This is a genomic window from Dyella monticola, assembly GCF_003363155.1.
In the GTDB taxonomy this organism is placed as follows: Bacteria; Pseudomonadota; Gammaproteobacteria; order Xanthomonadales; family Rhodanobacteraceae; genus Dyella_B; species Dyella_B monticola.
On sequence record NZ_QRBE01000014.1, the window covers coordinates 82,398 to 103,631 of the forward strand.

19 protein-coding genes are annotated in these 21,234 nt (G+C 60.1%); 10 read left to right on the top strand and 9 right to left on the bottom strand.

All coding sequences use genetic code 11. From position 1 onward, the window contains the following. Positions 1 to 52 precede the first annotated feature (52 nt). Positions 53 to 679 (top strand): TetR/AcrR family transcriptional regulator, encoded by a 627-nt coding sequence (locus DWU98_RS18510; RefSeq protein WP_115497054.1) that lies wholly within the window; start codon positions 53 to 55, stop codon positions 677 to 679. A 2-nt stretch (positions 680 to 681) separates the two neighbouring features. On the opposite strand, the gene DWU98_RS18515 is transcribed toward DWU98_RS18510, so the two are convergent. The 5 genes from DWU98_RS18515 to cyoA form a co-directional block, all read right to left on the bottom strand. After that, positions 682 to 1,449 (bottom strand): SURF1 family protein, encoded by a 768-nt coding sequence (locus DWU98_RS18515; protein WP_115497055.1) that lies wholly within the window; start codon positions 1,447 to 1,449, stop codon positions 682 to 684. A 169-nt stretch (positions 1,450 to 1,618) separates the two neighbouring features. Beyond that, positions 1,619 to 2,020, bottom strand: a complete 402-nt coding sequence (gene cyoD / locus DWU98_RS18520; RefSeq protein ID WP_115497056.1) for a cytochrome o ubiquinol oxidase subunit IV — start codon at positions 2,018 to 2,020, stop codon at positions 1,619 to 1,621. Further along, positions 2,017 to 2,640 carry a cytochrome o ubiquinol oxidase subunit III gene (gene cyoC / locus DWU98_RS18525; protein WP_425480247.1) on the bottom strand — a complete coding sequence of 208 codons (624 nt, stop codon included), beginning with the start codon at positions 2,638 to 2,640 and terminating at the stop codon, positions 2,017 to 2,019. The genes cyoD and cyoC overlap by 4 nt, the downstream gene beginning before the upstream one ends. 20 nt (positions 2,641 to 2,660) lie before the next feature. Continuing rightward, positions 2,661 to 4,652, bottom strand: a complete 1,992-nt coding sequence (gene cyoB / locus DWU98_RS18530) for a cytochrome o ubiquinol oxidase subunit I (protein WP_115497058.1) — start codon at positions 4,650 to 4,652, stop codon at positions 2,661 to 2,663. A 13-nt stretch (positions 4,653 to 4,665) separates the two neighbouring features. Beyond that, positions 4,666 to 5,631 (bottom strand): ubiquinol oxidase subunit II, encoded by a 966-nt coding sequence (gene cyoA / locus DWU98_RS18535; RefSeq protein WP_115497059.1) that lies wholly within the window; start codon positions 5,629 to 5,631, stop codon positions 4,666 to 4,668. A gap of 342 nt (positions 5,632 to 5,973) precedes the next feature. On the opposite strand from cyoA, the gene DWU98_RS18540 reads away from it, so the two are divergent. The 5 genes from DWU98_RS18540 to DWU98_RS18560 all read left to right on the top strand — a co-directional run bounded on the left by DWU98_RS18540 (position 5,974) and on the right by DWU98_RS18560 (position 10,729). Next, the gene (locus tag DWU98_RS18540) at positions 5,974 to 7,305 is read left to right on the top strand and encodes an MFS transporter (RefSeq protein WP_115497060.1); all 1,332 of its coding nucleotides are present in this window, start codon (positions 5,974 to 5,976) and stop codon (positions 7,303 to 7,305) included. 454 nt (positions 7,306 to 7,759) lie between these two features. Continuing rightward, on the top strand, positions 7,760 to 8,860 hold the full coding sequence (locus DWU98_RS18545; RefSeq protein WP_115497061.1) for an enolase C-terminal domain-like protein: 1,101 nt from the start codon (positions 7,760 to 7,762) through the stop codon (positions 8,858 to 8,860). An 11-nt stretch (positions 8,861 to 8,871) separates the two neighbouring features. Further along, positions 8,872 to 9,321, top strand: coding sequence for a PPC domain-containing DNA-binding protein (locus tag DWU98_RS18550; RefSeq protein ID WP_115497062.1), 450 nt, complete (start codon positions 8,872 to 8,874; stop codon positions 9,319 to 9,321). After that, complete coding sequence (locus DWU98_RS18555; protein WP_115497063.1) at positions 9,318 to 9,710, top strand: sensory rhodopsin transducer; 393 nt, start codon at positions 9,318 to 9,320, stop codon at positions 9,708 to 9,710. Before DWU98_RS18550 ends, DWU98_RS18555 begins: the two co-directional genes overlap by 4 nt. Further along, positions 9,707 to 10,729, top strand: a complete 1,023-nt coding sequence (locus DWU98_RS18560) for an SDR family oxidoreductase (protein WP_115497064.1) — start codon at positions 9,707 to 9,709, stop codon at positions 10,727 to 10,729. The genes DWU98_RS18555 and DWU98_RS18560 overlap by 4 nt, the downstream gene beginning before the upstream one ends. 94 nt (positions 10,730 to 10,823) lie before the next feature. Here DWU98_RS18560 and DWU98_RS18565 read toward each other — a convergent pair whose 3' ends face one another. Further along, the gene (locus DWU98_RS18565; RefSeq protein ID WP_158545114.1) at positions 10,824 to 12,782 is read right to left on the bottom strand and encodes a glycoside hydrolase family 15 protein; all 1,959 of its coding nucleotides are present in this window, start codon (positions 12,780 to 12,782) and stop codon (positions 10,824 to 10,826) included. Positions 12,783 to 13,314: 532 nt separating this feature from the next. Between DWU98_RS18565 and ahpC the strand changes: the two genes are divergently transcribed. The 4 genes from ahpC (at position 13,315) to DWU98_RS18585 (ending at position 16,933) form a co-directional block, all read left to right on the top strand. Then, positions 13,315 to 13,878, top strand: coding sequence for an alkyl hydroperoxide reductase subunit C (ahpC, locus tag DWU98_RS18570; RefSeq protein WP_115497066.1), 564 nt, complete (start codon positions 13,315 to 13,317; stop codon positions 13,876 to 13,878). A 159-nt stretch (positions 13,879 to 14,037) separates the two neighbouring features. Further along, positions 14,038 to 15,627 carry an alkyl hydroperoxide reductase subunit F gene (gene ahpF, locus DWU98_RS18575; protein ID WP_115497067.1) on the top strand — a complete coding sequence of 530 codons (1,590 nt, stop codon included), beginning with the start codon at positions 14,038 to 14,040 and terminating at the stop codon, positions 15,625 to 15,627. A 171-nt stretch (positions 15,628 to 15,798) separates the two neighbouring features. Next, the gene (locus tag DWU98_RS18580; RefSeq protein ID WP_115497068.1) at positions 15,799 to 16,314 is read left to right on the top strand and encodes a gluconokinase; all 516 of its coding nucleotides are present in this window, start codon (positions 15,799 to 15,801) and stop codon (positions 16,312 to 16,314) included. A gap of 124 nt (positions 16,315 to 16,438) precedes the next feature. Continuing rightward, a complete protein-coding gene (locus tag DWU98_RS18585; RefSeq protein WP_115497069.1) occupies positions 16,439 to 16,933 on the top strand; it encodes a RidA family protein in 495 nt (164 codons plus the stop codon). 18 nt (positions 16,934 to 16,951) lie between these two features. On the opposite strand, the gene DWU98_RS18590 is transcribed toward DWU98_RS18585, so the two are convergent. From DWU98_RS18590 to DWU98_RS18600, 3 genes are all read right to left on the bottom strand, one after another. After that, a complete protein-coding gene (locus tag DWU98_RS18590) occupies positions 16,952 to 17,953 on the bottom strand; it encodes a glycoside hydrolase family 43 protein (RefSeq protein ID WP_230474934.1) in 1,002 nt (333 codons plus the stop codon). 104 nt (positions 17,954 to 18,057) lie between these two features. Further along, positions 18,058 to 18,486 (bottom strand): Csu type fimbrial protein, encoded by a 429-nt coding sequence (locus tag DWU98_RS18595; RefSeq protein ID WP_115497070.1) that lies wholly within the window; start codon positions 18,484 to 18,486, stop codon positions 18,058 to 18,060. A 25-nt stretch (positions 18,487 to 18,511) separates the two neighbouring features. Then, positions 18,512 to 21,208: a fimbria/pilus outer membrane usher protein gene (locus DWU98_RS18600; protein ID WP_115497071.1), complete on the bottom strand. Its 2,697-nt coding sequence runs from the start codon at positions 21,206 to 21,208 to the stop codon at positions 18,512 to 18,514. Positions 21,209 to 21,234: the final 26 nt, after the last annotated feature.

Sequence of the window (21,234 nt, forward strand, 5' to 3'; positions counted from 1 at the left end):
ATACAACTATGTATTTGAATACAATAGGCCGGACGTCGTGGTACCATGCCGCATGCCACGCAAACGATTGACCCGGGAAGAAAGCCGCGAACAGACCCGCCTGCGCCTGCTGGACGCGGCGGCTGTCGTCATTGCCAAGAAAGGGCTGCCCGCCACCAGCGTGGAGGACATCGCCGGCCACGCCGGCTACACCCGCGGCGCGTTTTATTCGAACTTCAAGAGCAAGTCAGACCTGTTCGTCGAGCTGCTCAAGCGCGACCACGCCGACATCCAGCAGGACCTGCAGCAATTGCTCGAAGCGGATCTCTCCGTGGAAGACCTGCAACAGCAACTTGCGCAGTTCTACAGCCAGGCCTATCGCGATCACACCAGCTACGTGCTGTGGTCCGAAGCGCGGCTGCACGCGGTGCGCGATGCCAAATTCCGCCAGCGCATGAACGCGTTATGCCTGGAAAAGCGCGATGTCATCGCCTACTTCATCGAGCAGTTCTGTCGCCGCATGCAGACGCCGCTGCCGGCAGCGGCCGGCGACCTGGCCCTGGCGATGATGGCGCTGATCGACGGCATGCTCTACTTCAACATGAGCATGCCCGATCAAATGCCCGACACCTCCACCGAAGCGGTGCTCAGCACGATCTTCACCGCCACCTTCTTCGGCAGCAACGCGCCGCGCAACTGACACTACCTGGCGCGGCGCATGCGATATTCGTCGTAGCCCACGTAGACACTGGCGCCAAGCACCATCAGGGCCAGCAGGTACCAGGTGATCAGGTAACTGAGGTGGTTGTTCGGAAACTGGATGACCGTCATGCCGCCTTCCGGCCATCGCGCACCTTGATTCTGTCCGGCATCGGCATCGACGAAATAGGGCGCCACATCCTGCAGGCCACGCGCGGCGGCGATGGCCGATACATCGCGCGTGTACCAGCTGTTATGCGCCGGATCGTTATGGCGCAGGAAGCCCGATGGCTCGGACATACGCACCAAGCCCGTCACCGTGACATCACCGCCTGGACCCGCCGCGCAATGCCCGTCATGGCCGCACCAATCGGTCGGTGCGAAACCGCGATTGACCAACACGATGGAACCATCGGCCATGCGCAACGGCGTCATCACCCAATAGCCGCTGCCTTCGTCGGTGGCCGTCCATACGAGTGTCTGGCGATCATGCAGGAACACGCCGCTTAGGCGAACGTGCAGGTATTCGTCCTTTTCAGCCGTCACGCCCGGCCACTGCGCGCGCGGCGGCGGGGCGACGGGCGGTGCATGTACGCGTGTGTCCACGCGCGTGATGAGTGCGCGTTTCCACGCGAGGCGATGGACTTGCCAGTTGCCGAGCAAAACCAAGCCGATAAAGAGGGCCAGCCCCAGCAGGGCAAGCAAGGTCAGCGCTGCCGGGCCGCGAGGCGCGCGGGGGCGATCATAGGAAGTGATGTCTTGGGGAGGCATGCGCAAATGATCGCACGACTCGCAGGGGTGCAAGGCGCTTCAAAATGTCTCAAGCATTAAAGCGTCATGCCAGAGGAGGCTGGAATGAAGCAAAACGTTAACGTATGCGTTGAGGCGAGGCTGCCTCCACCCCAACCCTCTCACCGGGAGAAGAGAGAGTTTTTAGCGCTTACGGCAAATTATGCACATCCCTCATCATCGACGGCATCATGTTCTGGTTGAGGTGATACATGATCCAGATCGAACCGCTCAGCGTGATCACCACCAGCACGATGGTGAAGACGAGCGCCAGCATGTTCCAGCCGCCTTGCGATTTCGAATTCAGATGCAGGAAATACACCATGTGCACGATGATCTGGATCGCCGCCAGCAGCAGGATGAAGGCGTCCGCCGGGCCGGTTTTCGAGAACGCCCCCGACATCACCAGCCAGAACGGCAAGATGGTGAGCAGCGCCGCCGCGCAGAAGCCGGTGGCGTAGCCTTTGAGCGTGACGTGGATATCCTCTACGCCATCATGCGCGTGTTCGTGATGGCCATCGTCATGCGCGTTATGGGTGGCGTGGTCGCTCATGCCAGCACTCCCATGAGATAGACGAAACTGAAAACGCCCACCCACACCACATCAAGGAAGTGCCAGAACATCGACAGGCACATCAATCGACGTTTGTTGGCGGGAGTCAGGCCCTTCTTGCCCACCTGCACCATCAGCACGATCATCCATATCAAGCCGCTCGTCACGTGCAAACCGTGCGTGCCGACCAGGGTGAAGAACGAAGAAAGAAACGCGCTGCGCTGCGGACCGGCGCCAATCGATACCAGGTGCATGAACTCGGTCAGCTCCAGTCCGATAAAACCCGCGCCAAGCAGCCACGTCACGATCAACCAGGCCATCATCGGGCCGCGCCGATTGTGCTGCATTTCCAGCACCGCAAAACCGTAGGTGATGGAGGAGAACAGCAACAGCGTGGTGTTTATCGCCACGGTCGGCAGCTCCAGCACTTCCCTTGCCGAAGGGCCGCCCGCGTATTCACGGCCAAGCACGCCGTACGTCGCGAACAAGCATGCGAAGATCAGGCAGTCACTCATCAGGTACAGCCAGAAACCCAGCAGTGTCGCGTTTTCCGGATGGTCCGCTTCGGTCACGTGGAAGGTGAGCGCCTGGTCTGCACCACTGCCACCGCTTACAGTCATGGTCATATCGGACATGGCGGTCAGGCTCCCGCGCGGACCGCTTCAGTGCGGGCCACCTCGTCTGCGGGGATGTAGTAATCCCGGTTGTAATTGAAGGTGTGATGGATGGCCACCGCCAGCAAGGCCACGAACGAAATGATCGCCAGCGGCCACATGTACCAGACCATCGCGAAGCCGAAGATAAAGCTCAGCGCGGCGAGGTACACGCCAGTGCCGGTGTTCTTTGGCATATGAATCGGCAGAAAGCCTTCCACCGGCCTGCGCCAGTGGTGCCGCTTCATCTCCCACCATGTATCGATGTCATATACCTTCGGGGTAAAGGCAAAGTTGTACGGTGGCGGTGGCGAGGAGGTGGACCACTCCAGCGTCCGCCCATGCCATGGATCGCCGGTGGTATCGCGCAGTTGCTCGCGGCGGATGATGCTCACCGCGATCTGCACGATCATGGCCGCAATGCCGATGAAAATCAGCACCGCACCGAACGCAGCGACTTCGAACCAGATCTTCAGCGATGGATCGTCGAAATGGCGCAGTCGCCGCGTCACGCCCATCAGACCCAGCCAATACAGCGGCATGAAGGCGAAATAGAAACCGACCACCCAGAACCAGAACGAGACCTTGCCCCAGAACGCATCGAGGCGAAATCCGAACGCCTTGGGGAACCAGTAATTGACGCCGGCGAACATGCCGAACAGCACGCCGCCGATGATCACGTTGTGGAAATGCGCGATCAGGAACAGGCTGTTGTGCAGCTCGAAATCGGCTGGCGGAACCGCCAGCAGCACGCCGGTCATGCCGCCGATGACGAAGGTCACAATGAACGCCACCACCCACAACATCGGCACGTCATACACGATGCGCCCGCGGTACATGGTGAACATCCAATTGAAGATCTTCGCACCCGTTGGAATGGAGATGATCATCGTGGTGATGCCAAAGAACGAGTTGACGCTCGCGCCCGAACCCATGGTGAAAAAGTGGTGCAGCCACACCAGGTAGGACAGCACCGCAATCACCACCGTGGCGTACACCATCGACGCGTAACCGAACAGCCGCTTGCGCGAGAACGTGGACGTAACCTCGGAGTACACGCCGAACGCCGGCAGCACCAGGATGTACACCTCCGGGTGTCCCCACACCCAGATCAGGTTGACGTACATCATGTAGTTGCCGCCAAGATCGTTGGTGAAAAAGTGCGTGCCCGCATAGCGATCCAGCGCCAGCAAGGCCAGCGTGGCGGTCAACACCGGGAACGCCGCAACGATCAGCACGTTCGCCAGCAATGCTGTCCAGGTGAAGATCGGCATCTTCATCATGGTCATGCCCGGTGCACGCATCTTCACGATGGTGGCAATCATGTTGATGCCCGACAAGGTGGTGCCGACACCTGCGACCTGCAGCCCCCATATCCAGTAATCTACGCCGCTATCAGGACTGGTCGGCAGTTCCGACAAGGGCGGATAGGCCAGCCAGCCGGTGCGCGCAAAGACGCCGATGAAGAGCGACGTCATGACCAGCAGCGCACCGGACACGGTCATCCAGAAACTGAAGTTGTTGAGAAAGGGGAAGGCGACATCGCGCGAGCCGATCTGCAGCGGCATGACGAAATTGATCAAGCCGGTGATGAATGGCATGGCGACGAAGAAGATCATGATCGTGCCGTGCGCGGTGAAGACCTGATCGTAGTGCGCGGCAGGCAGGTAGCCTTCATGCGGACCGAAGGCGATGGCCTGCTGCGCGCGCATCATCAGCGCATCGGAGAAACCGCGCAGCAGCATTACCATCGCCAGCACGATGTACATGATGCCGATCTTCTTGTGGTCCACGCTGGTGAACCATTCGCGCCAGAGATAGCCCCACTTGTGGTAGTAGGTGATCAGTCCCAGCAGCACGATCGCGCCAATGGCCACACCGATGAAGGTATAGACCAGAATGGGCTCGTCATAAGGGATGTCCCCAAGAGTCAGGCGTCCGAAAACCAGCTTGGCGAGGTCGGGATTTTGGAAAGTCATCGCGGCACCCCGTTCACTGTGGATGGGCCATCGGCATGGCCGCGTGGCTGTCAGGCGATGCGGCAGCTTCGCCGCCGCCACTGTCGGGTTGCGACATGCGCAGCATGTTCATGCATGAAGGGCCGGGCTGGACACAGCGGTTGAGAATGGCTTGATAAAGGCCGGGCGTTACGCTGCCGTAGTAATGCACCGGATCTTTCTGGCTGGGCGCTTCGAGTTTCGTGTATGTCGCTTGATCGAGCGCGTCACCGCTGGCCTTGGCCTTCGCCACCCACTTGTTGAAATCGTCCTCGCTCATGCCCTTGAACACGAAGTTCATGTACGAGAAACCCGCGCCACTGTAGTTGGCGGAAAAGCCCCAATAATCGCCCGGCTTGTTCATCACCGCCTGCAGCGTGGTCTGCATCCCAGGCATCGCATAGATCTGGCCGGCCAATGATGGAACGAAGAACGAATTCATCACCGTCGAGGCAGTGAGATTGAAATGGATCGGACGATCCACCGGTGCCGCCAGCTCGTTCACGACAGCGAGGTTCTGCTCGGGGTAGATGAACAACCACTTCCAGTCGAGGGCGACCACATCCACTTCCAACGGTTTGACATCTGCTGGCACCACCTTGCCGGCTGACACGCGATCGAGTGGACGATACGGATCGAGCTTGTGCGTGCTGACCCACGTGATCGCGCCCAGCGCAATGATGATCAGCAAGGGCGCCGACCAGATCATCAACTCGATGATGGTGGAGTGATCCCAATCCGGATCGTAGGCGGCCTTCTGATTGGATTCCCGGTAGCGCCAGGCGAACACGAGCGTAGCGATGAGCACCGGCACCACGATCAGCAACATCAGGACGAACGAGATGATGATCAGGTTGCGCTGTTGCAGTGCGACGTCACCGTTCGGCGACATCAATACCGTATGGCAGCCCGACAGTGCCATGGGCAGGGCTAGCAGTAGCAGTCCGCGGAGAGTCTTCATGGACATGACCGACGCAACCGAATGAGAGGGGGTACTGCTGTGCGGACAAGGTACGCCGATCGACCGCCGGCACGCAAATGGTTTTGAGTATCGGACTCGACAGTAACGTGGCATGTCGCCTCGGCGGAAGAGATCGTCGGAACCGGTCATGATCACGAAATAATGCCGCGCAACAGCATGAATGCTTTGTGTTTACAAAGGTGTTTTTCCATTTCCCACCCCTGATGGGTGGACCCCGACGCATCGGTCCAAGAACGGAAAATTGATCCATACCTCCCTAGCCTTGGCGCCACAACGGTGCCATGCTGTACCTGCCGCACCCTCCCTATCCGAGCAACGACGATGTCCAGTACGTTTGAGGATCAGCGCGAACCAGCCGGCTTTACCCCGGAAGACCTCGGGCGCATTCAAGCCCACGCCCGAATAGCCCCCGGCGAAATCGCCATCGGCGTCATCGTCGGGCGCACCGCCGAATACTTCGATTTCTTCGTATTCGGCATCGCCTGTGTGCTGGTGTTTCCCTCGGTATTCTTTCCCTTCGAAAGCCGGCTGGACGGCATGTTGCTGTCGTTCGCGCTCTTGTCGCTCGCTTTCATCGCGCGCCCATTCGGCACCACGCTGTTCATGACAGCGCAGCGGCGCTGGAGCCGCGGACATAAACTCACCATCGCCATGTTTCTGCTCGGCAGCACCACCGCCGGCATGGCATTCCTGCCTTCGTACAACACCATTGGTGGATGGGCGATTGGTCTTTTGACATTCTTCCGCCTCTTGCAAGGCATCGCGTTGGGTGGTTCATGGGATGGCCTGCCCTCTCTGCTCGCGCTCAACACGCCACCGGAGCGCCGTGGCTGGTATTCCATGCTGGGCCAGCTCAGTGCGCCGATCGGCTTCCTGATCGCCAGCGGCCTGTTCCTGTTTTTGTACACGCAGCTGGCCACGGATGATTTCCTCGATTGGGGCTGGCGCTATCCCTTCTACGTCGCCTTCACCATCAACGTCGTGGCGCTGTTCGCACGCCTGCGCCTGGTGGTAACCCAGGAATACACCCGCGCCATGGAAGAGCGCGAGCTCGAACCCATCGGCATCATCGACATGCTGCACCGCCAGGGCTACAACATCTTCCTCGGCGCTTTCGCCTCGCTGGCCAGTTATGCGCTATTCCACCTGGTTTCGATTTTTCCGCTGTCGTGGATCGTGCTCGGCACAACCCAGGCCGTCAGCAACGTGCTTGCGGTCCAGGTGGTCGGCGCGCTGGTCGGCATCATCGGCACCATCGCCTCCGGCATCATCGCCGACCGCATCGGGCGGCGCACGATGTTGGGCTCCGCTGCAGTGTTGATCGGCATCTTCGCGCTGTTCGCGCCGTGGCTGCTCGGTGGCGGCAAGGTTGCGCAGGATGTGTTCATCGTTCTTGGTTTCGGACTGCTTGGCTTGTCGTACGGACAGGCGGCCGGTAGCGTGACATCGAACTTTGAAATCCGCATGCGCTATACGGGTGCGGCGTTGACGACGGATTTTGCGTGGCTGATCGGCGCTGCATTTGCGCCACTGGTGGCGCTGGGGTTGTCGGCGCGCTTCGGGTTGGTGGCGGTGAGTGTGTATTTGCTCTCGGGCGTGGCGTGTACGCTGATTGCGTTGAGGGTGAATAAAGTGCTTGCGGCACGGGAGTGAGCGCGTCTCGCTGTGTTTTGTCTTCTTTCTCTGTGGGGTGCGTTCCCCTTTGATGGCTATGTTTTTTTTCGGGGTAAATGCGCTCTGATGTGAGGCATGTCTGTGCATTTCGTGTCGTTGCGACATTGCCTGCGGCGCTGGTTGCGCGCAGATACGTGACATTTGCCTGCGGCGCTTTCGGACCCTAAAGGACCGAAAGCGCCGCAGGCAATCCCCAACAACTCTTTAAGCCAGCAAAAAACCGCAGTCGCTCCGCGACCGAAAGCCCCGCAGGCAATCCGCACCCACAAAAAAAACCATCACGCGCAACCAACAAATCAACACATTCACTCCACACAACCACCGCACCCCATTCACCGCCCCCCGCGCACGATGAAACGCCATAGCGCACCCCACCACCATCACTCATGCGCCTCACCACGCACACCCACCGCCCAGGCGAGGAACACCACCCGTGACCGGCACCACCGCCCGCATCGATCGCGTCGACGCGACGGCCTATACGGTGCCCACCGATGCCCCCGAAGCCGACGGCACCATAAGCTGGGATTCCACCACCATCGTCATCGCCACCCTTCGCTGCGATGACTACCAAGGGCTTGGATACACCTACACGCACGCCGCTGCCGCGTCGTTGATTGCCAAGCCGCTAAGCAACGTCCTCAACGGCGCGGATCCGATGGATATCCCGCAGCTGTGGGAGGCCATGCGCCGCAGCCTGCGCAACATCGGCTGCCCCGGTGTCGGATGGATGGCGATGTCAGCGGTGGATCACGCACTGTGGGATCTCAAAGCCAAATTGCTGGGAGTTTCCGTAACAACCCTGCTGGGGTGCGCGCGAGAACGCGTGCCGGTCTACGGTAGCGGCGGCTTTACCTCCTACACGATCGATCAGTTGCAAACCCAACTCGCCGGCTATGTCGAACAAGGCATCGCGCGCGTGAAAATGAAAGTGGGTACGCATCCCGATCAGGATGCCAGGCGCGTGTTCGCAGCGCGCGAGGCCATCGGCGAACATGCACCGCTGATGGTGGACGCCAATGGCGCCTATACACGCAAGCAAGCGTTGACGCTGGCCGACACATTCGCAGAGTGCAACGTCGATTGGTTCGAAGAACCGGTCTCCTCGGACGATCTGCAAGGCTTGGCGCTGGTGCGCAATCACTTGCGTCATATGGATGTCGCGGCGGGCGAATATGGCTGGGACACCTGGTATTTCAACCGCATGCTCGATGCTGGCGCGGTGGATGTGTTGCAGATCGACGGCACGCGCTGCGGCGGCTTCACCGGTTTCATGCAGGCTGCCTCGGTAGCGCAGGCGCATGGCATACCTATTTCCGCGCATTGCGCACCGCATCTTCACGCGCATGTGTGCTGCGCCGTCCCCGGACTCAGGCATCTGGAATATTTCCACGATCACGCGCGCATCGAATCGATGTTCTTCGACGGTTTGCCGCAGCTGCGTAAGGGCGCGCTCGTGGTCGACGTCGATCGCGCCGGCCTTGGCCTGATATTGAAAAAGCAGGATATCGAAGAGTACCGCGTAGCTTCCTGAGGAGGTCAGCCATGCATCATCAGCTTATTCGCCATGGTCAAGGATCGCGCACATGGTCCATCGTGCTGGACGCCGGTGATGAGGTAAATACCTGTCTGCAGGATTTCGCCCGTCGCGAAGTGCTGAGCGCCACCCGCTTCACTGCCATCGGCACGCTGCACGATGCCGTACTGGGTTATTTCGAATCCGAAAAGCAAAGTTATCGGCGCGATGCGCTCGATCAGCCAACTCAGATCGTATCGCTGGTCGGCGATATCGCGTTGCATAACGGCAGGCCGCGCATCCATATACGCGCGGTGCTCGGCAATGGCGACGGCTCCACCGTCGACGCACGCCTGCTGGAAGGCCGCGTGAAATCAACCATGGAGATCGTAATGACCGAAGCACCCGTACGCCTGCACAAAGACTACGACGCCGACGCCGGTCTTGCCTTGTTCAAGCATGGCGGGAGCGCAGCATGACGAGTTCCCATTCCGTTGGCAGCCGCTGCTGGGCCATTGCCGAGGGCTACCTGCCGCTTGATGACGTGCCCAAGGACGATCCACGCCTGATGAGCCACGAGGCCGCTTGCCTGCTCAATACCCAGGAGCGCGATGCGCACGTCACGCTGACGATCTATTTCAAAGATCGCGAGCCGGCGGGCCCGTATCGCGCCGTTGTGCCCGCCCGCCGCACGCTGCATCTGCGCTTCAATGATCTTTCCGACCCGGAACCGGTCCCGCGCGATACCGACTACGCAACAGTGATCGAATCGGATGTGCCGATCGTGGTGCAACACACGCGCCTGGACTCGCGCCAGTCCGCCCTCGCACTCCTTTCCACCGTAGCTTATGCGGGTGAGCGAGCATGAAGAAAAAACCTGAAGTCGTCGTGATTACCGGTGCCTCGGCGGGCGTGGGCCGTGCAAGCGCACACCGTTTTGCGCGCGATGGCGCATGGATTGCCTTGCTGGCGCGTGAGAGCCCTGCGCTGGAACAAGCCGCCGAAGAAGTGCGCGAACGCGGTGGCGTGGCATTGCCCATCGCCGTGGACGTAGCCGATGCCGCGCAAGTGGAAGCCGCCGCCGAACGTGTGGAGCGGGAACTGGGCGCCATCGACATTTGGATCAATGCAGCGATGGCCACCGTATTCGCACCGGTTAGCGAGATCACCGCAGAAGAATTTCGCCGCGCTACGGAAGTGACCTATCTAGGCACGGTGCATGGCACGTTGTCGGCGCTCAAGCGCATGCGTCAACGCAATCGAGGTTGCATCGTTCAGGTCGGCTCGGCGTTGGCTTATCGTGCCATTCCTTTGCAGGCGCCGTATTGCGCGTCGAAATTCGCGATTCGCGGCTTTACCGACGCGCTGCGCGTGGAACTGATCCACGATCGCAGCAAGGTGCATGTGACCATGGTGCAGCTGTCAGCCTTCAACACACCGCAATTCGAATGGGCACGCAACCGACTGGATGGACGTCCACAACCCGTACCGCCGATTTTTCAGCCGGAGTTGGCAGGCAAAGGCGTGCATTGGGCCGCGCATCACCGCCGCCGCGAGGTGTGCGTGGGCTTTCCCGCGGTCAAGGCCATCCTCGCCAATAAATGGTTTCCTTCGCTGCTCGACCGCGTGCTGGCGCGCGGTGCCTACAGTGAACAAATCGACAAGCAGCCTGTGCCGGAGGAACGTCCGGGCAATCTGTTCGAGGCAGTCCCCGTGGATTACGGTACGCACGGGCGCTTCGATGCGCGGGCGAAAGCGTCGAGCGTGCAATGGTGGCTGACGTCCAACCGGCGCGCGCTATTGTGGGGTGCTGGTGCGTTGACGGCGTTGGTGTTGGCGCGTACGCGCCAGCAGCGGCCACTGTTTGATAAAGAGAAGTTGCTGTGAAGCTGAGTAGTAGTTAGCGAAGTTAAATCTTTACCTCAGCGTCATTCCGGCGAACGAAGCCCGGAATGACGCTGAGGAAGAATCGAATACCGCGCTAGGCATGTCCTTCTCGCGGACTCTTTTCCGAAACCACGCCACTCAATCCCAACGCCGCGGCATCCAACACCCAATCCCTCGCATCGATGATCGACTGCGGCGTTTCCCTCGCCGCCTCGGCCATCATCCTCCGTGCGTGCTGTACGCGATCGGCGTGCGTGCCTCGCAGCGCCTCGGTGCCATCGTGTTCGACGATGTCGAGCAAGGTCGCGCTATGGATGAGCGCCAAGTGCGAAAGACCCTGCGGGAAATTGCCCAGGAAACGGTTATTTTCCGCATCGATTTCCTCTGCATAAAGACCCACGTCGTTCGATTGCCGAAGCATGGTCTCGAACCATTCCTTCGCCTGCGCCGTCTTGCCGGTAAACAGCAGTGCATCCACCAGCCAGAACCCGCACGCCACGAAAGTACCTTCATCGCCATCGAGGCCGTCGCCACCTTTGTACCGATACACGCCCCCTGGCGTGACCAACTTCGCCATCACCTCGTCAATGGTTGCCTGCAAGCAGCCAGTCGGCAGGGGGAAATCGATGATGGGCGCCCGCAACGCCACCGCGTCGATGGTGTCGTGTTCGTAGCACTTGCGCAGGTAGCCTTCAGGCGCAATGCCGTGGCGATGAATGTCCTGCACCATGGTGCTCATCACGCCTTCGTAATCGCGACAATCCAGGAGTTCCTGTGCACGATCGAGCGCAACCCAGCACATCATATTGCCGTAGACGAATTGCTCCGGCTTATCGCGCTCCTCCCAAAAACCCTGCCCTGGCTCGGTCCAATGCTCGGCAACGTAATCGGCCGTGCGCCGCAATATCGTGAGTTCCGATGGTGACAGCGAGCCGCCAAGTTCCCGGCGCAACGTAAGCCAATCCATCACGTCACCATACACATCGAACTGACGCTGCCGATGGGCAGCGTTACCCACGCGCACCGGATGACTGCCACAGTAGCCGCGAAGATGTGTAAGTTCGCGTTCGTCCAGATTCACCTCGCCCCGGATGCCGTAGACGATCTGCGTGGGGAAAATCTCGCCAACACCGTGATCGAACAGAAACTGACGAAATGCTTCGGGTTCGTCGTGATAGCCCAGCGCGGAAAGCGCGAACAGCGTCAGGGTGGAATCGCGCACCCAGCTCAGCCGGTAATCCCAGTTGCGTCCACCACCCAGGGTTTCCGGCAGCGATGTGGTGGCCGCGGCAATGATGGCGCCGCTCGGCGCATAGGTAAGAAGTTTCAACGCCAGTGCGCTGCGTTGAACAGCGGCAACATAAGGCCCCTTGTAACCGCAGCGGCTGATCCACGCATTCCAGTAGGCGAGCGTGATATCCAGCAGCCGATCCACGCTGGCCAGCACGGCCGACGGCGCGGGGCTCTTGCCGGCCATGAGTACCACGCGCATGCGCTCGCCGGCGCGGAGCCGGATAACGCCGCTGGCATGCGTGCCGCGCATGCCGATCGGCCGATCGCAAAGCAAGGCACCGCGCTCCCAGGCGATGCCTTGCTCGACGCGGTGCACCTGCGGCGCTCGGAGTGCCCATTGCGTGCTGGGCAAGACGTCCAGCTCAAACTCGATATCGCCTTCGACGGCATCGATGACACGCACCAGCCACGCCAGCGCGTGGACAGTGACGAAGTCGTCGGACGCCGCTCCCGGCTCGCGGCCAAGCGGCATGAAGTCGATCACTCTCGCCACGCCCGATGTCGTGGCAAGCGTTGTTTCGAGTACATTGGTATCAGGGACGTAACGACGCGTGGCAACGAACGCATCCGTCGGACGGGTATCCAGGTAGCCGCCAATACGATCGTCCAGCAGGCGCAAGCACACCGGCGCGGCGTCGAAACGCTCCAGCGCGCACCAGTCCACGCGGCCTTCCTTATGTACCAATGCGACGCCACGGCAGTTGCCGATGGCCGCGTAATCACGGATATCCGGTCCGGCTGGGATCTCGACATGTTCCATGACCATATGCGTTGACATCACTTCCTTGGCGCCGACGCATGCCGCGCGGCAATGTGCGCGACAACGTCGGCGCAAAGACATGACAGGCCGAGCGAGCCGCGCGCAATTAGGTGCAACCACTGGGACACGTCATGCATTGAACGGGATCGATCCGCAATGGCCGAGTTGGCACCATTAGGCAATCCGAATCGTGCATGGCGTGTCGTCGCTCGATCCACGTCGCGTGCACGGACACGCATGGCGCAGCTCGTCTTGACGGGCAATGAATAGCCCACGTGCTACCGTCACACACTGTTCCTCACTTCCCCACGTGAGACTCCATCTGCGCTTACCCGCCTCCGGCGACGGCATGCTGCCGTAGCGCGGTGTTTGAAAGCACCCTGGCTAACCCTTATGTGGCGCCAGTCGCTGGGAGCCATCGCCGAACGATAGGCTCGGTAAATGGCGTTCATCCCAACAATCAATTGGCTCTTTCGATCGAGCTTCTCTATCTTTGCACCTCTACCCATAACTCAACCAACGGAAGAAACAGATGTCGTTGATCAACACCGCAGTCAAACCGTTCAAGGCCACCGCATACAAGAATGGCCAGTTCGTCGAAGTGACCGACGCCGCGCTGAAGGGCAAGTGGTCGGTGGTCGTGTTCTACCCCGCCGATTTCACCTTCGTTTGCCCCACCGAGCTGGAAGACCTGGCCGACCATTACGCCGAATTCCAGAAGCTGGGTGTGGAGATCTATGGTGTTTCCACCGACACGCATTTCTCGCACAAGGCGTGGCACGACACCTCCGACGCGATCAAGAAGGTGCAGTACCCGCTGGTGGGCGATCCGACCGGCACGCTCACGCGCAACTTCGAGGTGATGATCGAAGAGGAAGGCCTGGCGCTGCGCGGCACCTTCGTGATCAACCCGGAAGGCCAGATCAAGGTGTGCGAAATCCACGACAACGGCATCGGCCGCGACGCTTCGGAGCTGCTGCGCAAGGTGAAGGCCGCCCAGTACGTGGCTTCGCATCCGGGTGAAGTGTGCCCGGCGAAGTGGAAGGAAGGCGCCGCCACGCTTAAGCCGTCGCTGGATCTGGTCGGCAAGATCTAAGTTTTACGTTTTGGCGGTTCCTGCAACAGGAATCGCTGCGGGCCCGGCTCCCCCCTCCCGCCGGGCCCGCATCCTCTACCTGAGCAGACGCCTCCTCATCCACGTTTCAGCGGGTGCTGGCAGCGTTCGCTCCAAATCAAGCATTGATGGAGACGCAGCATGTTGGACAACGATCTGAAAGAACAACTCAGGGCCTATCTGGAAAAGGTGACCCATCCGATCGAGCTGGTTGCCTCTGTCGATGAGGGCGCTGCCTCGCAGGAATTGCTCGCCTTGCTGCGCGATATCCAATCGCTGTCCTCGATGGTGTCGCTGCGCACGAACGGACAGGAGTCGCGCAAGCCATCCTTCGCGATCAACCGCACCGGCACGGACGTGAGCGTGCGCTTCGCCGGTATTCCGATGGGCCATGAATTCACCTCGCTGGTGCTTGCGCTGCTGCAGGTGGGCGGCCATCCATCCAAGACGGCGCCGGAGGTGATCGAACAAGTGCGCAATCTCGAAGGCGAGTACGTGTTCGAGACGTTCATGTCGCTCAGCTGCCATAGCTGCCCGGACACGGTACAGGCGCTGAATCTGATGAGCGTGCTCAACCCGAACATCACGCACATCGCCATCGATGGCGCGCTGTTCCAGGATGAGGTGGACGAGCGTCAGGTGATGGCCGTGCCTACCGTATTTCTCAACGGTCAGCCGTTCGACCAGGGCCGCATGACGATCGAGCAGATCGCCGCGCGCCTGGACAGCAACGCCACACTGCGCGATGCGGAAAAGCTCAACGCCAAGGCACCGTTCGACGTGCTGGTCGTGGGCGGCGGCCCGGCCGGCGCTGCGGCGGCCATCTACAGCGCGCGCAAAGGCATCCGCACCGGCATGGCGGGTGAACGCTTCGGCGGGCAGGTGCTGGATACGATGGCGATCGAGAATTTCATTTCGGTCACTTATACGGAAGGCCCGAAGCTGGCCGCTTCGCTGGAACAGCACGTGCGCGAATACGACGTGGATGTCATGAACCTGCAGCGCGCCGAACAGTTGATTCCCGCCACGGAAGAAGGCGGCCTGATCGAAGTGCGCCTCGCCAACGGTGCATCGTTGAAATCCAGGACGGTGGTGCTTTCCACCGGTGCGCGCTGGCGCAACATGAATGTGCCGGGTGAGCAGGACTATCGCAACAAGGGCGTCACCTATTGCCCGCACTGCGATGGCCCGCTGTTCAAGGGCAAGCGTGTGGCGGTCATCGGTGGCGGTAACTCCGGCGTTGAAGCGGCGATCGATCTGGCCGGCATCGTGGAACATGTCACGCTGCTGGAATTCGACAGCAAGCTGCGCGCAGATGAAGTACTGCAACGCAAGCTGCGCAGCTTGCCCAATGTAAAGGTGATCGTCAGCGCGCAAACCACAGAGGTGCTAGGTGACGGCCAGAAAGTCACCGGTCTGGCCTACACCGATCGCAGCAACGGCCAGGGCCAGCGCGTGGAATTGGAAGGCGTGTTCGTGCAGATCGGCCTTTTGCCCAACACGGATTGGTTGAAGGGCACGCTGAAGCTTTCGCCACGCGGCGAGATCGAAGTGGACGCGCGAGGGGAAACCTCGGTGCCGGGCGTATTCGCTGCCGGCGACGCCACCACCACGCCGTACAAGCAGATCGTGATCGCCATGGGTGAAGGTGCGAAAGCGGCGCTGAGTGCGTTCGATTATCTGATCCGCCTGCCGGTGACGGTGGTGGAAGAAGAAGAAATGGTGGCCTGACGCGCGCAGCGTAAAAAGCGCCAGATGCTATCCCCTCCCCTACAGTAGGGGAGGGTTAGGGTGGGGTGAAGCAATCCCGCGGCAAGTTCAAGCGATACGGTAAGCCATGCAATCCCACCCCAGCCCTTCCCCGTGCACGGAGGAGGGAGCCACATCCCGTATCATTGAGCGATGACATCAAATACGCATGCCATCGCCATCATGGGCGTCAGCAGTTGCGGCAAATCCACCGTCGCCGCCGCCATCAGCCAACGCACCAGCGCAAGCCTGATTGAAGGCGATGATTTTCATCCGCCGGAAAACATCCGCAAGATGAGCGCTGGCATCCCGTTGACGGATGATGATCGGCACGGATGGCTCGAACGCCTTGCGCAAGAAGTCAGCCATCGCCTATCCCAGTCCGAACGCGTGGTATTTACCTGTTCCGCGCTCAAGCACCGCTATCGCGACACGCTGCGCAGAGCGATCCCTGATCTGGGCTTCGCGTTCCTTGAGCTCACACCCGCGCAGGCCACCGAACGTGCGCAGCATCGCACCGGCCATTTCATGCCTGCCTCCCTGATAGGCAGTCAGTTTCATGATCTCCAATCGCCTGAGGGCGAACCGCAAGTGTTGACCGTCGATGCGACAAAGTCAGTCGAGGCCATTACCGATGAGGTGATCGCCTGGTGGCATGGCATGCAGTGAAAGCCTGCGCACAGGACACGCCCACCACCGATGTGCTCAACTACACTCACGCAGGCCGGTGGATGCAGCGGGATAACCCGCCGGCGTGCATCCTCGTTACGTCCTTCATCGGAGCGAATCCACCATGCAGAAGATTCTCCCCATCGCCACCCTGGCGCTGCTGTTTGCTGCATTTGCCGCACATGCCCAGGATGTGGTTCGCTACAAACTTCCCCATAGCAACTTTCCGATCTCTGCCGCGGTGGAAGTGCCCGCAGGCAAGTCCATCGTTTTTCTCAGCGGCATGGTGGCGCCCGTGATCGATCCCAAAGCGGCCAAGGATTCGGTTGCCGCCTATGGCGACACCAAGACTCAAACCATCGACGCACTCACCGCCATCCAGAAGCAGTTGCAAAGCATGCACATGGACATGGGCGACATCGTGAAGATGCAGGCGTTCCTGGTCGGCGATGAAGCGCACGGCGGCCGCATGGATTTCGCTGGCTTCATGGCCGGTTACACGCAGTTCTTCGGCACCAAGGATCAGCCCAAGCTGCCCGCGCGCTCGGCCATCCAGGTGGCTGCGCTGGCGAACCCGGGATTTCGCGTGGAAATCGAAGTGACAGCCGTCAGGCCATAGTCCACGTGCAGGCGTCAGTTATGCGCCATCCTTAAAAACCGGACGACCTTGCGCATTCCAATGGAACGGTTTGATGTAGGGCGCGCGACGCGGTGTGCATTTCCAGTCGGGCCCGCCGTTGGCGTGGAAGATGATCCAATCCTGCCCATCGGGGGTTTTGAAAAAGCCATTGTGGCCGGGCGCGTAGACGCCAAGCGCCGGCGAACTGGTGAGCACCGGCTCGGATGATTTGTGCCACGACGATGGTTTGAGCAAATCCGCGGACGGTTCGGCCTGCAACAGACCGAGCGCATAACTGTCCGACCAGCACGCGCTGGCCGAATAGGTGAGGAACAACCGACCCGTCGGCCCCTGCAGGAATTCGGGCGCTTCCATGATTTTCCGGCCGCCTTGCATTTCCCAGCGGTAGGTGGGCTGTGCGATATCCACCTGCGGCTCGCCGAGTGTCCACGGCGTTGGCATCGGCGCAATGATCAGGTCGCTGTGATCACCCACGTAGGCGGAGTACACGAAGTATCGTTTGCCCGCGTGGTCGAACACCGTGCCGTCGATGCCGTTGTAGTGCGTTTTCAACATGCCCTTGTCGATCCACGTGCCCTGCGTGGGATCGGGTGAATCGTTTTCCAGCACGAAGACATGGCGATGCGCATCATCGTTATGCGCTTTATCGGCACCGGTGTAATACAGGAACCACTTGCCATCCAGGTAATGCAATTCGGGCGCCCAGATCGATGCGGAATTGGGTCCTTGCGCGGGTGGACGCCAAACCACGATGGGACGCGCCTCGCCCAGACGCGTCATATCGGTCGTCTTGCGCAGCGAAATCCGGTCGCCTTCGGTACTGGTGAAGTAGTACACGCCATGTCGTTGGGTCACCCAGGGATCCGGCCCTGACGGCAGCAGCGGCGTCAGGCGCTGCGCGACGACCTTGTGCGCCTGCGCCACGGCGGTGCCATTCAACGTGACGACGACGCCTAGCGCAAAAAATGCGCGAATCCAACCACGAACGTGTTGACGCACCGGACACCCTCCAGCAGATATGCGAAAAAAACTGTCCTATATCATGCAATCATATTGTATGACTAATACGCAAGTGCTATCGATCGTGTCGCCCCGCCGCTACCTTAGAAGCTGACCGTGACAATGATGGAATCGGAATACGCGCCTACGTAGGCATTTTGCAGTGCCGGCACTCTTCCGTAGACCGTGTAGGAAGCACTTGTTCCACTACCTGGCACCGTTGTGGTTGAGCCGCTTCCATCGCCCCATACGGTCGTTCGCAGTGTGTCGGTATAAAGGTTGTAGGCAAGGAGGTGTGCGCCGCTGGACATGGTCCGGCTCGCAAAACTCCCCTGCCCCGCACTCAAGGCGACGATGTAGCTGGTACTCGCCGAGCAGGTAACGGAAACGGAGCCGGTGCTATCCAATGGTGCAGACGCGAACGGATCGTATGTTCCAAAACTCACGCCCGTCGTGGTCGCCGAGCAGGTGGTGGATTGTGCCGGTGCGACGCTCGGATAAAGGTATAGCACTGCCACCATAAATGCCGGCATGAAAAGCCATTGTTTTCGTTCTCGCCTAGCGGCACTCCAGCCGTGGCACGTCTTGTGTTTTCTCATGGCGTTCTTCGGAAAGGTCTGTGACGCAGTGGCCGGTCGGCCAACTGACGTTCAATGGCTCGGAAGGCTTCAGCGCTGGCAGATACACAAGCCCATTGAAACCCACGGGATAGGTGTTGCCTTCATACACCGCCTGGCTTCCGGCGGGAACGAACGCGCCATTGGCCTGCACGAGCGCGTACGATGTGTTGTCCAGCCGCTTCACCGGAAATGTAAGCACGAGACCGGCGTGACGATAGGGAATGGCGGTCATGCTGGTGGACGATACATCCACATCCAGCGGAAGATCCGCCTGCTCGATCTCAATAGCGTTGGCTTGATAGGAGCGCAGGTTGGGCACAAACGCATCACCGCTTGCGTCCGTGGTTCCCACCAGTTGATTGTCTTCATAAACACGTACACCCGGAAAACCGGGTACGCGAACCACACCGAAGCTGTCGGGAATCTGCCTGATGAAATGCATTTCACCATCCAGCAGCGCAATACTGCCGGTCACGTTCGCCTGGTAGGCATTGGCGCCGCTCGTATTCGCCACGGCAAGGTAATAAGAGGTGGTATCCGTATTGTCGGTCATGTCCGCTTCGCCACGATCGCCCGGACCGTAGCCCGCTAGCAATCGATAGCCGAGCCCGCTGCCATAGGGCGCGTTCTGCTGGAATTGTGCGGTTTCCTGCATGTTGGAGCCCTGCTTTTGCACATCGAACGCAGCACTGGAACGTGCGCCGATAGGACAGGTGTAATTCATGCCCATCAGCATGCCGCCGTCCACGCCCCGCGTATGCATGATGCTCATCTGAATATAGCCATAGGCGCCGAGCGATTGGCTGTAGCTCATTCCCGCGACACCGAGGCTGGGCTGCTGCCGCTGATTTTGCTGCGTGACGTTGAACGCCAGCGTTCCTCCCTTCGCAACGGACAGCGCGACATAGGCGCTGAGCATGCTGCTTGGCGCGAGCGCACCTGGCGCCAATCCTAGCTGGGTGAAATCCCTGCTCGTCACTTGGGCGCGAAAGCCGACATCCACGAACGCAGCGTGATGGTCGAAGCCCAGTTCAAACAATCCGCCGCTGCCATCAGGACTATGGCTGCCCGCCATGGACGATGACAGTACCCCCCACGTGGAAAGCAGCATGGACATACTGGTGCCGGCCGTCTCGATGCCGGGCCGCCATTCACCGTGAATGCCGGCGGTGAAGTTGTCGGTCATGCCGATGCGGTCCGTCGCGGACGCAAGCAATGGCCCGTAATCATTGCTGATCAGGCCATAGTTGAGTCGCTCAAAACCTGCCTCATAGGAATAGGACTGCATGCCAGGCCGCAGCAGGCTGGCGTCGGCATAAAACGGCTGCTCGATCGTCTGCTGCTCGCCCAGCGCATTGACCACCGTCATTCGAAGGTCGCCATTTCCCGTGATGACCGGAAATTGCTGGATGCTGAAGGGGCCTTCGGGCACGTTTTGCCGCAGCAGCAACGACTGGTTCAAGAACAGCTCGATGGTCGATGGCACAGCCGCCGTGCCTGCCAGACTTTGTAGCGGAAAAGTGACCAGATCCGGACGCGTTGAAAAATCCGTCGCCCATTGCACGCCCGCAAAGCGTTCGGGCAAAGCCCAGTCGCTCGTTCCGGTCAAACTGTCTCCCACGCGAAACGTGCTGACCGAGCCAGGGTTGTCGTGCTCGAAGAACGTGTCCAGACGGACAGTGGAAGGACCGTCCACATGCGAGCGAAACATGACGTCATTCGACACGCTGCCTTCCGGGCCGAAGGCATTCATATCCAACAGCGCGCCGCCACTGGTGTCTGCCTGAGCCGAGCTGGCGGAAACGTTGTAATTCAAAAAGGCGCCGTAATTGGAAGGAGTGGGATCGCCCGACGCAGTACGGCTGACGTGCAGAACAGTCGTTGCGAACGCCGATGGGCTGAGGGTGATGCGAATGGCCGAGGCTTTGCTGTCTTCGGCGACCGTGACACCTAGCGCATCGCTCAGGTCGATATATTTTTTTCCTGCGTAGAGGAGATAGCGGAGATTGTTGGAAAACGTATCCGTAATCCGCCAGCTTTGAAGATCATTTGCGTCGAACAGATACTGTCCGTCGCCGCTTACGAGAACCACCGCCGCACCCTCGTCTTCGTTGTTGACGAATATTTCGTATAACCCTTGATTGGGCTTGGCCTGGCGAGAAAGAGTCTTTTCGGCTGGGCACGCGCGCGGGAACGCTTGATGCGCCGCTCCCACCAACACGCAATGGAGCATGGCATGGGTGCCCGTAACGCTCCTCGCCGCAAGCCCTTCCGGTGGTGCGCGCAGGAGCACGTCCACGTGATCGGCATCGAGAATCGCAAACGACTCGATGACACCTGCGGCCATCAAATCCGCTCGCATTAGCGCCTTTCTCATCAGCACACTGATCTGCTTTCCGTGCAGGGAAAGCACGTATTGATCCGGAGCGCTGTCCACCGTCAAGTCATATGCAACCGGCTCGCCGGTTGCGATGAAAAAAACACCATGGGTGCCGTCCTGATAGATGCCGATCGAATCGGGGAAGCCATCGACCTGCGCAAAGATCGGGTTCACGAGCAACGACAACACGGCCGCCATCGCAACCGCGAGCGCCGCACGCAACTTCGCCGATTCTCGATAGCGAGTCTTTCTCATGCCGCATGCGAATCGACGCACTCGAT

Excerpts from the sequence above, each read along its gene's own strand:
- DWU98_RS18510 (WP_115497054.1), top strand. The coding sequence starts at position 53 with ATGCCACGCAAACGATTGACCCGGGAAGAAAGCCGCGAACAGACCCGC.
- DWU98_RS18515 (WP_115497055.1), bottom strand. The coding sequence starts at position 1,449 with ATGCCTCCCCAAGACATCACTTCCTATGATCGCCCCCGCGCGCCTCGC.
- cyoD (WP_115497056.1), bottom strand. The coding sequence starts at position 2,020 with ATGAGCGACCACGCCACCCATAACGCGCATGACGATGGCCATCACGAA.
- cyoC (WP_425480247.1), bottom strand. The coding sequence starts at position 2,640 with ATGACTGTAAGCGGTGGCAGTGGTGCAGACCAGGCGCTCACCTTCCAC.
- cyoB (WP_115497058.1), bottom strand. The coding sequence starts at position 4,652 with ATGACTTTCCAAAATCCCGACCTCGCCAAGCTGGTTTTCGGACGCCTG.
- cyoA (WP_115497059.1), bottom strand. The coding sequence starts at position 5,631 with ATGAAGACTCTCCGCGGACTGCTACTGCTAGCCCTGCCCATGGCACTG.
- DWU98_RS18540 (WP_115497060.1), top strand. The coding sequence starts at position 5,974 with ATGTCCAGTACGTTTGAGGATCAGCGCGAACCAGCCGGCTTTACCCCG.
- DWU98_RS18550 (WP_115497062.1), top strand. The coding sequence starts at position 8,872 with ATGCATCATCAGCTTATTCGCCATGGTCAAGGATCGCGCACATGGTCC.
- DWU98_RS18555 (WP_115497063.1), top strand. The coding sequence starts at position 9,318 with ATGACGAGTTCCCATTCCGTTGGCAGCCGCTGCTGGGCCATTGCCGAG.
- DWU98_RS18560 (WP_115497064.1), top strand. The coding sequence starts at position 9,707 with ATGAAGAAAAAACCTGAAGTCGTCGTGATTACCGGTGCCTCGGCGGGC.
- DWU98_RS18565 (WP_158545114.1), bottom strand. The coding sequence starts at position 12,782 with ATGGAACATGTCGAGATCCCAGCCGGACCGGATATCCGTGATTACGCG.
- ahpC (WP_115497066.1), top strand. The coding sequence starts at position 13,315 with ATGTCGTTGATCAACACCGCAGTCAAACCGTTCAAGGCCACCGCATAC.
- ahpF (WP_115497067.1), top strand. The coding sequence starts at position 14,038 with ATGTTGGACAACGATCTGAAAGAACAACTCAGGGCCTATCTGGAAAAG.
- DWU98_RS18580 (WP_115497068.1), top strand. The coding sequence starts at position 15,799 with ATGACATCAAATACGCATGCCATCGCCATCATGGGCGTCAGCAGTTGC.
- DWU98_RS18585 (WP_115497069.1), top strand. The coding sequence starts at position 16,439 with ATGCAGAAGATTCTCCCCATCGCCACCCTGGCGCTGCTGTTTGCTGCA.
- DWU98_RS18595 (WP_115497070.1), bottom strand. The coding sequence starts at position 18,486 with ATGCCGGCATTTATGGTGGCAGTGCTATACCTTTATCCGAGCGTCGCA.
- DWU98_RS18600 (WP_115497071.1), bottom strand. The coding sequence starts at position 21,208 with ATGAGAAAGACTCGCTATCGAGAATCGGCGAAGTTGCGTGCGGCGCTC.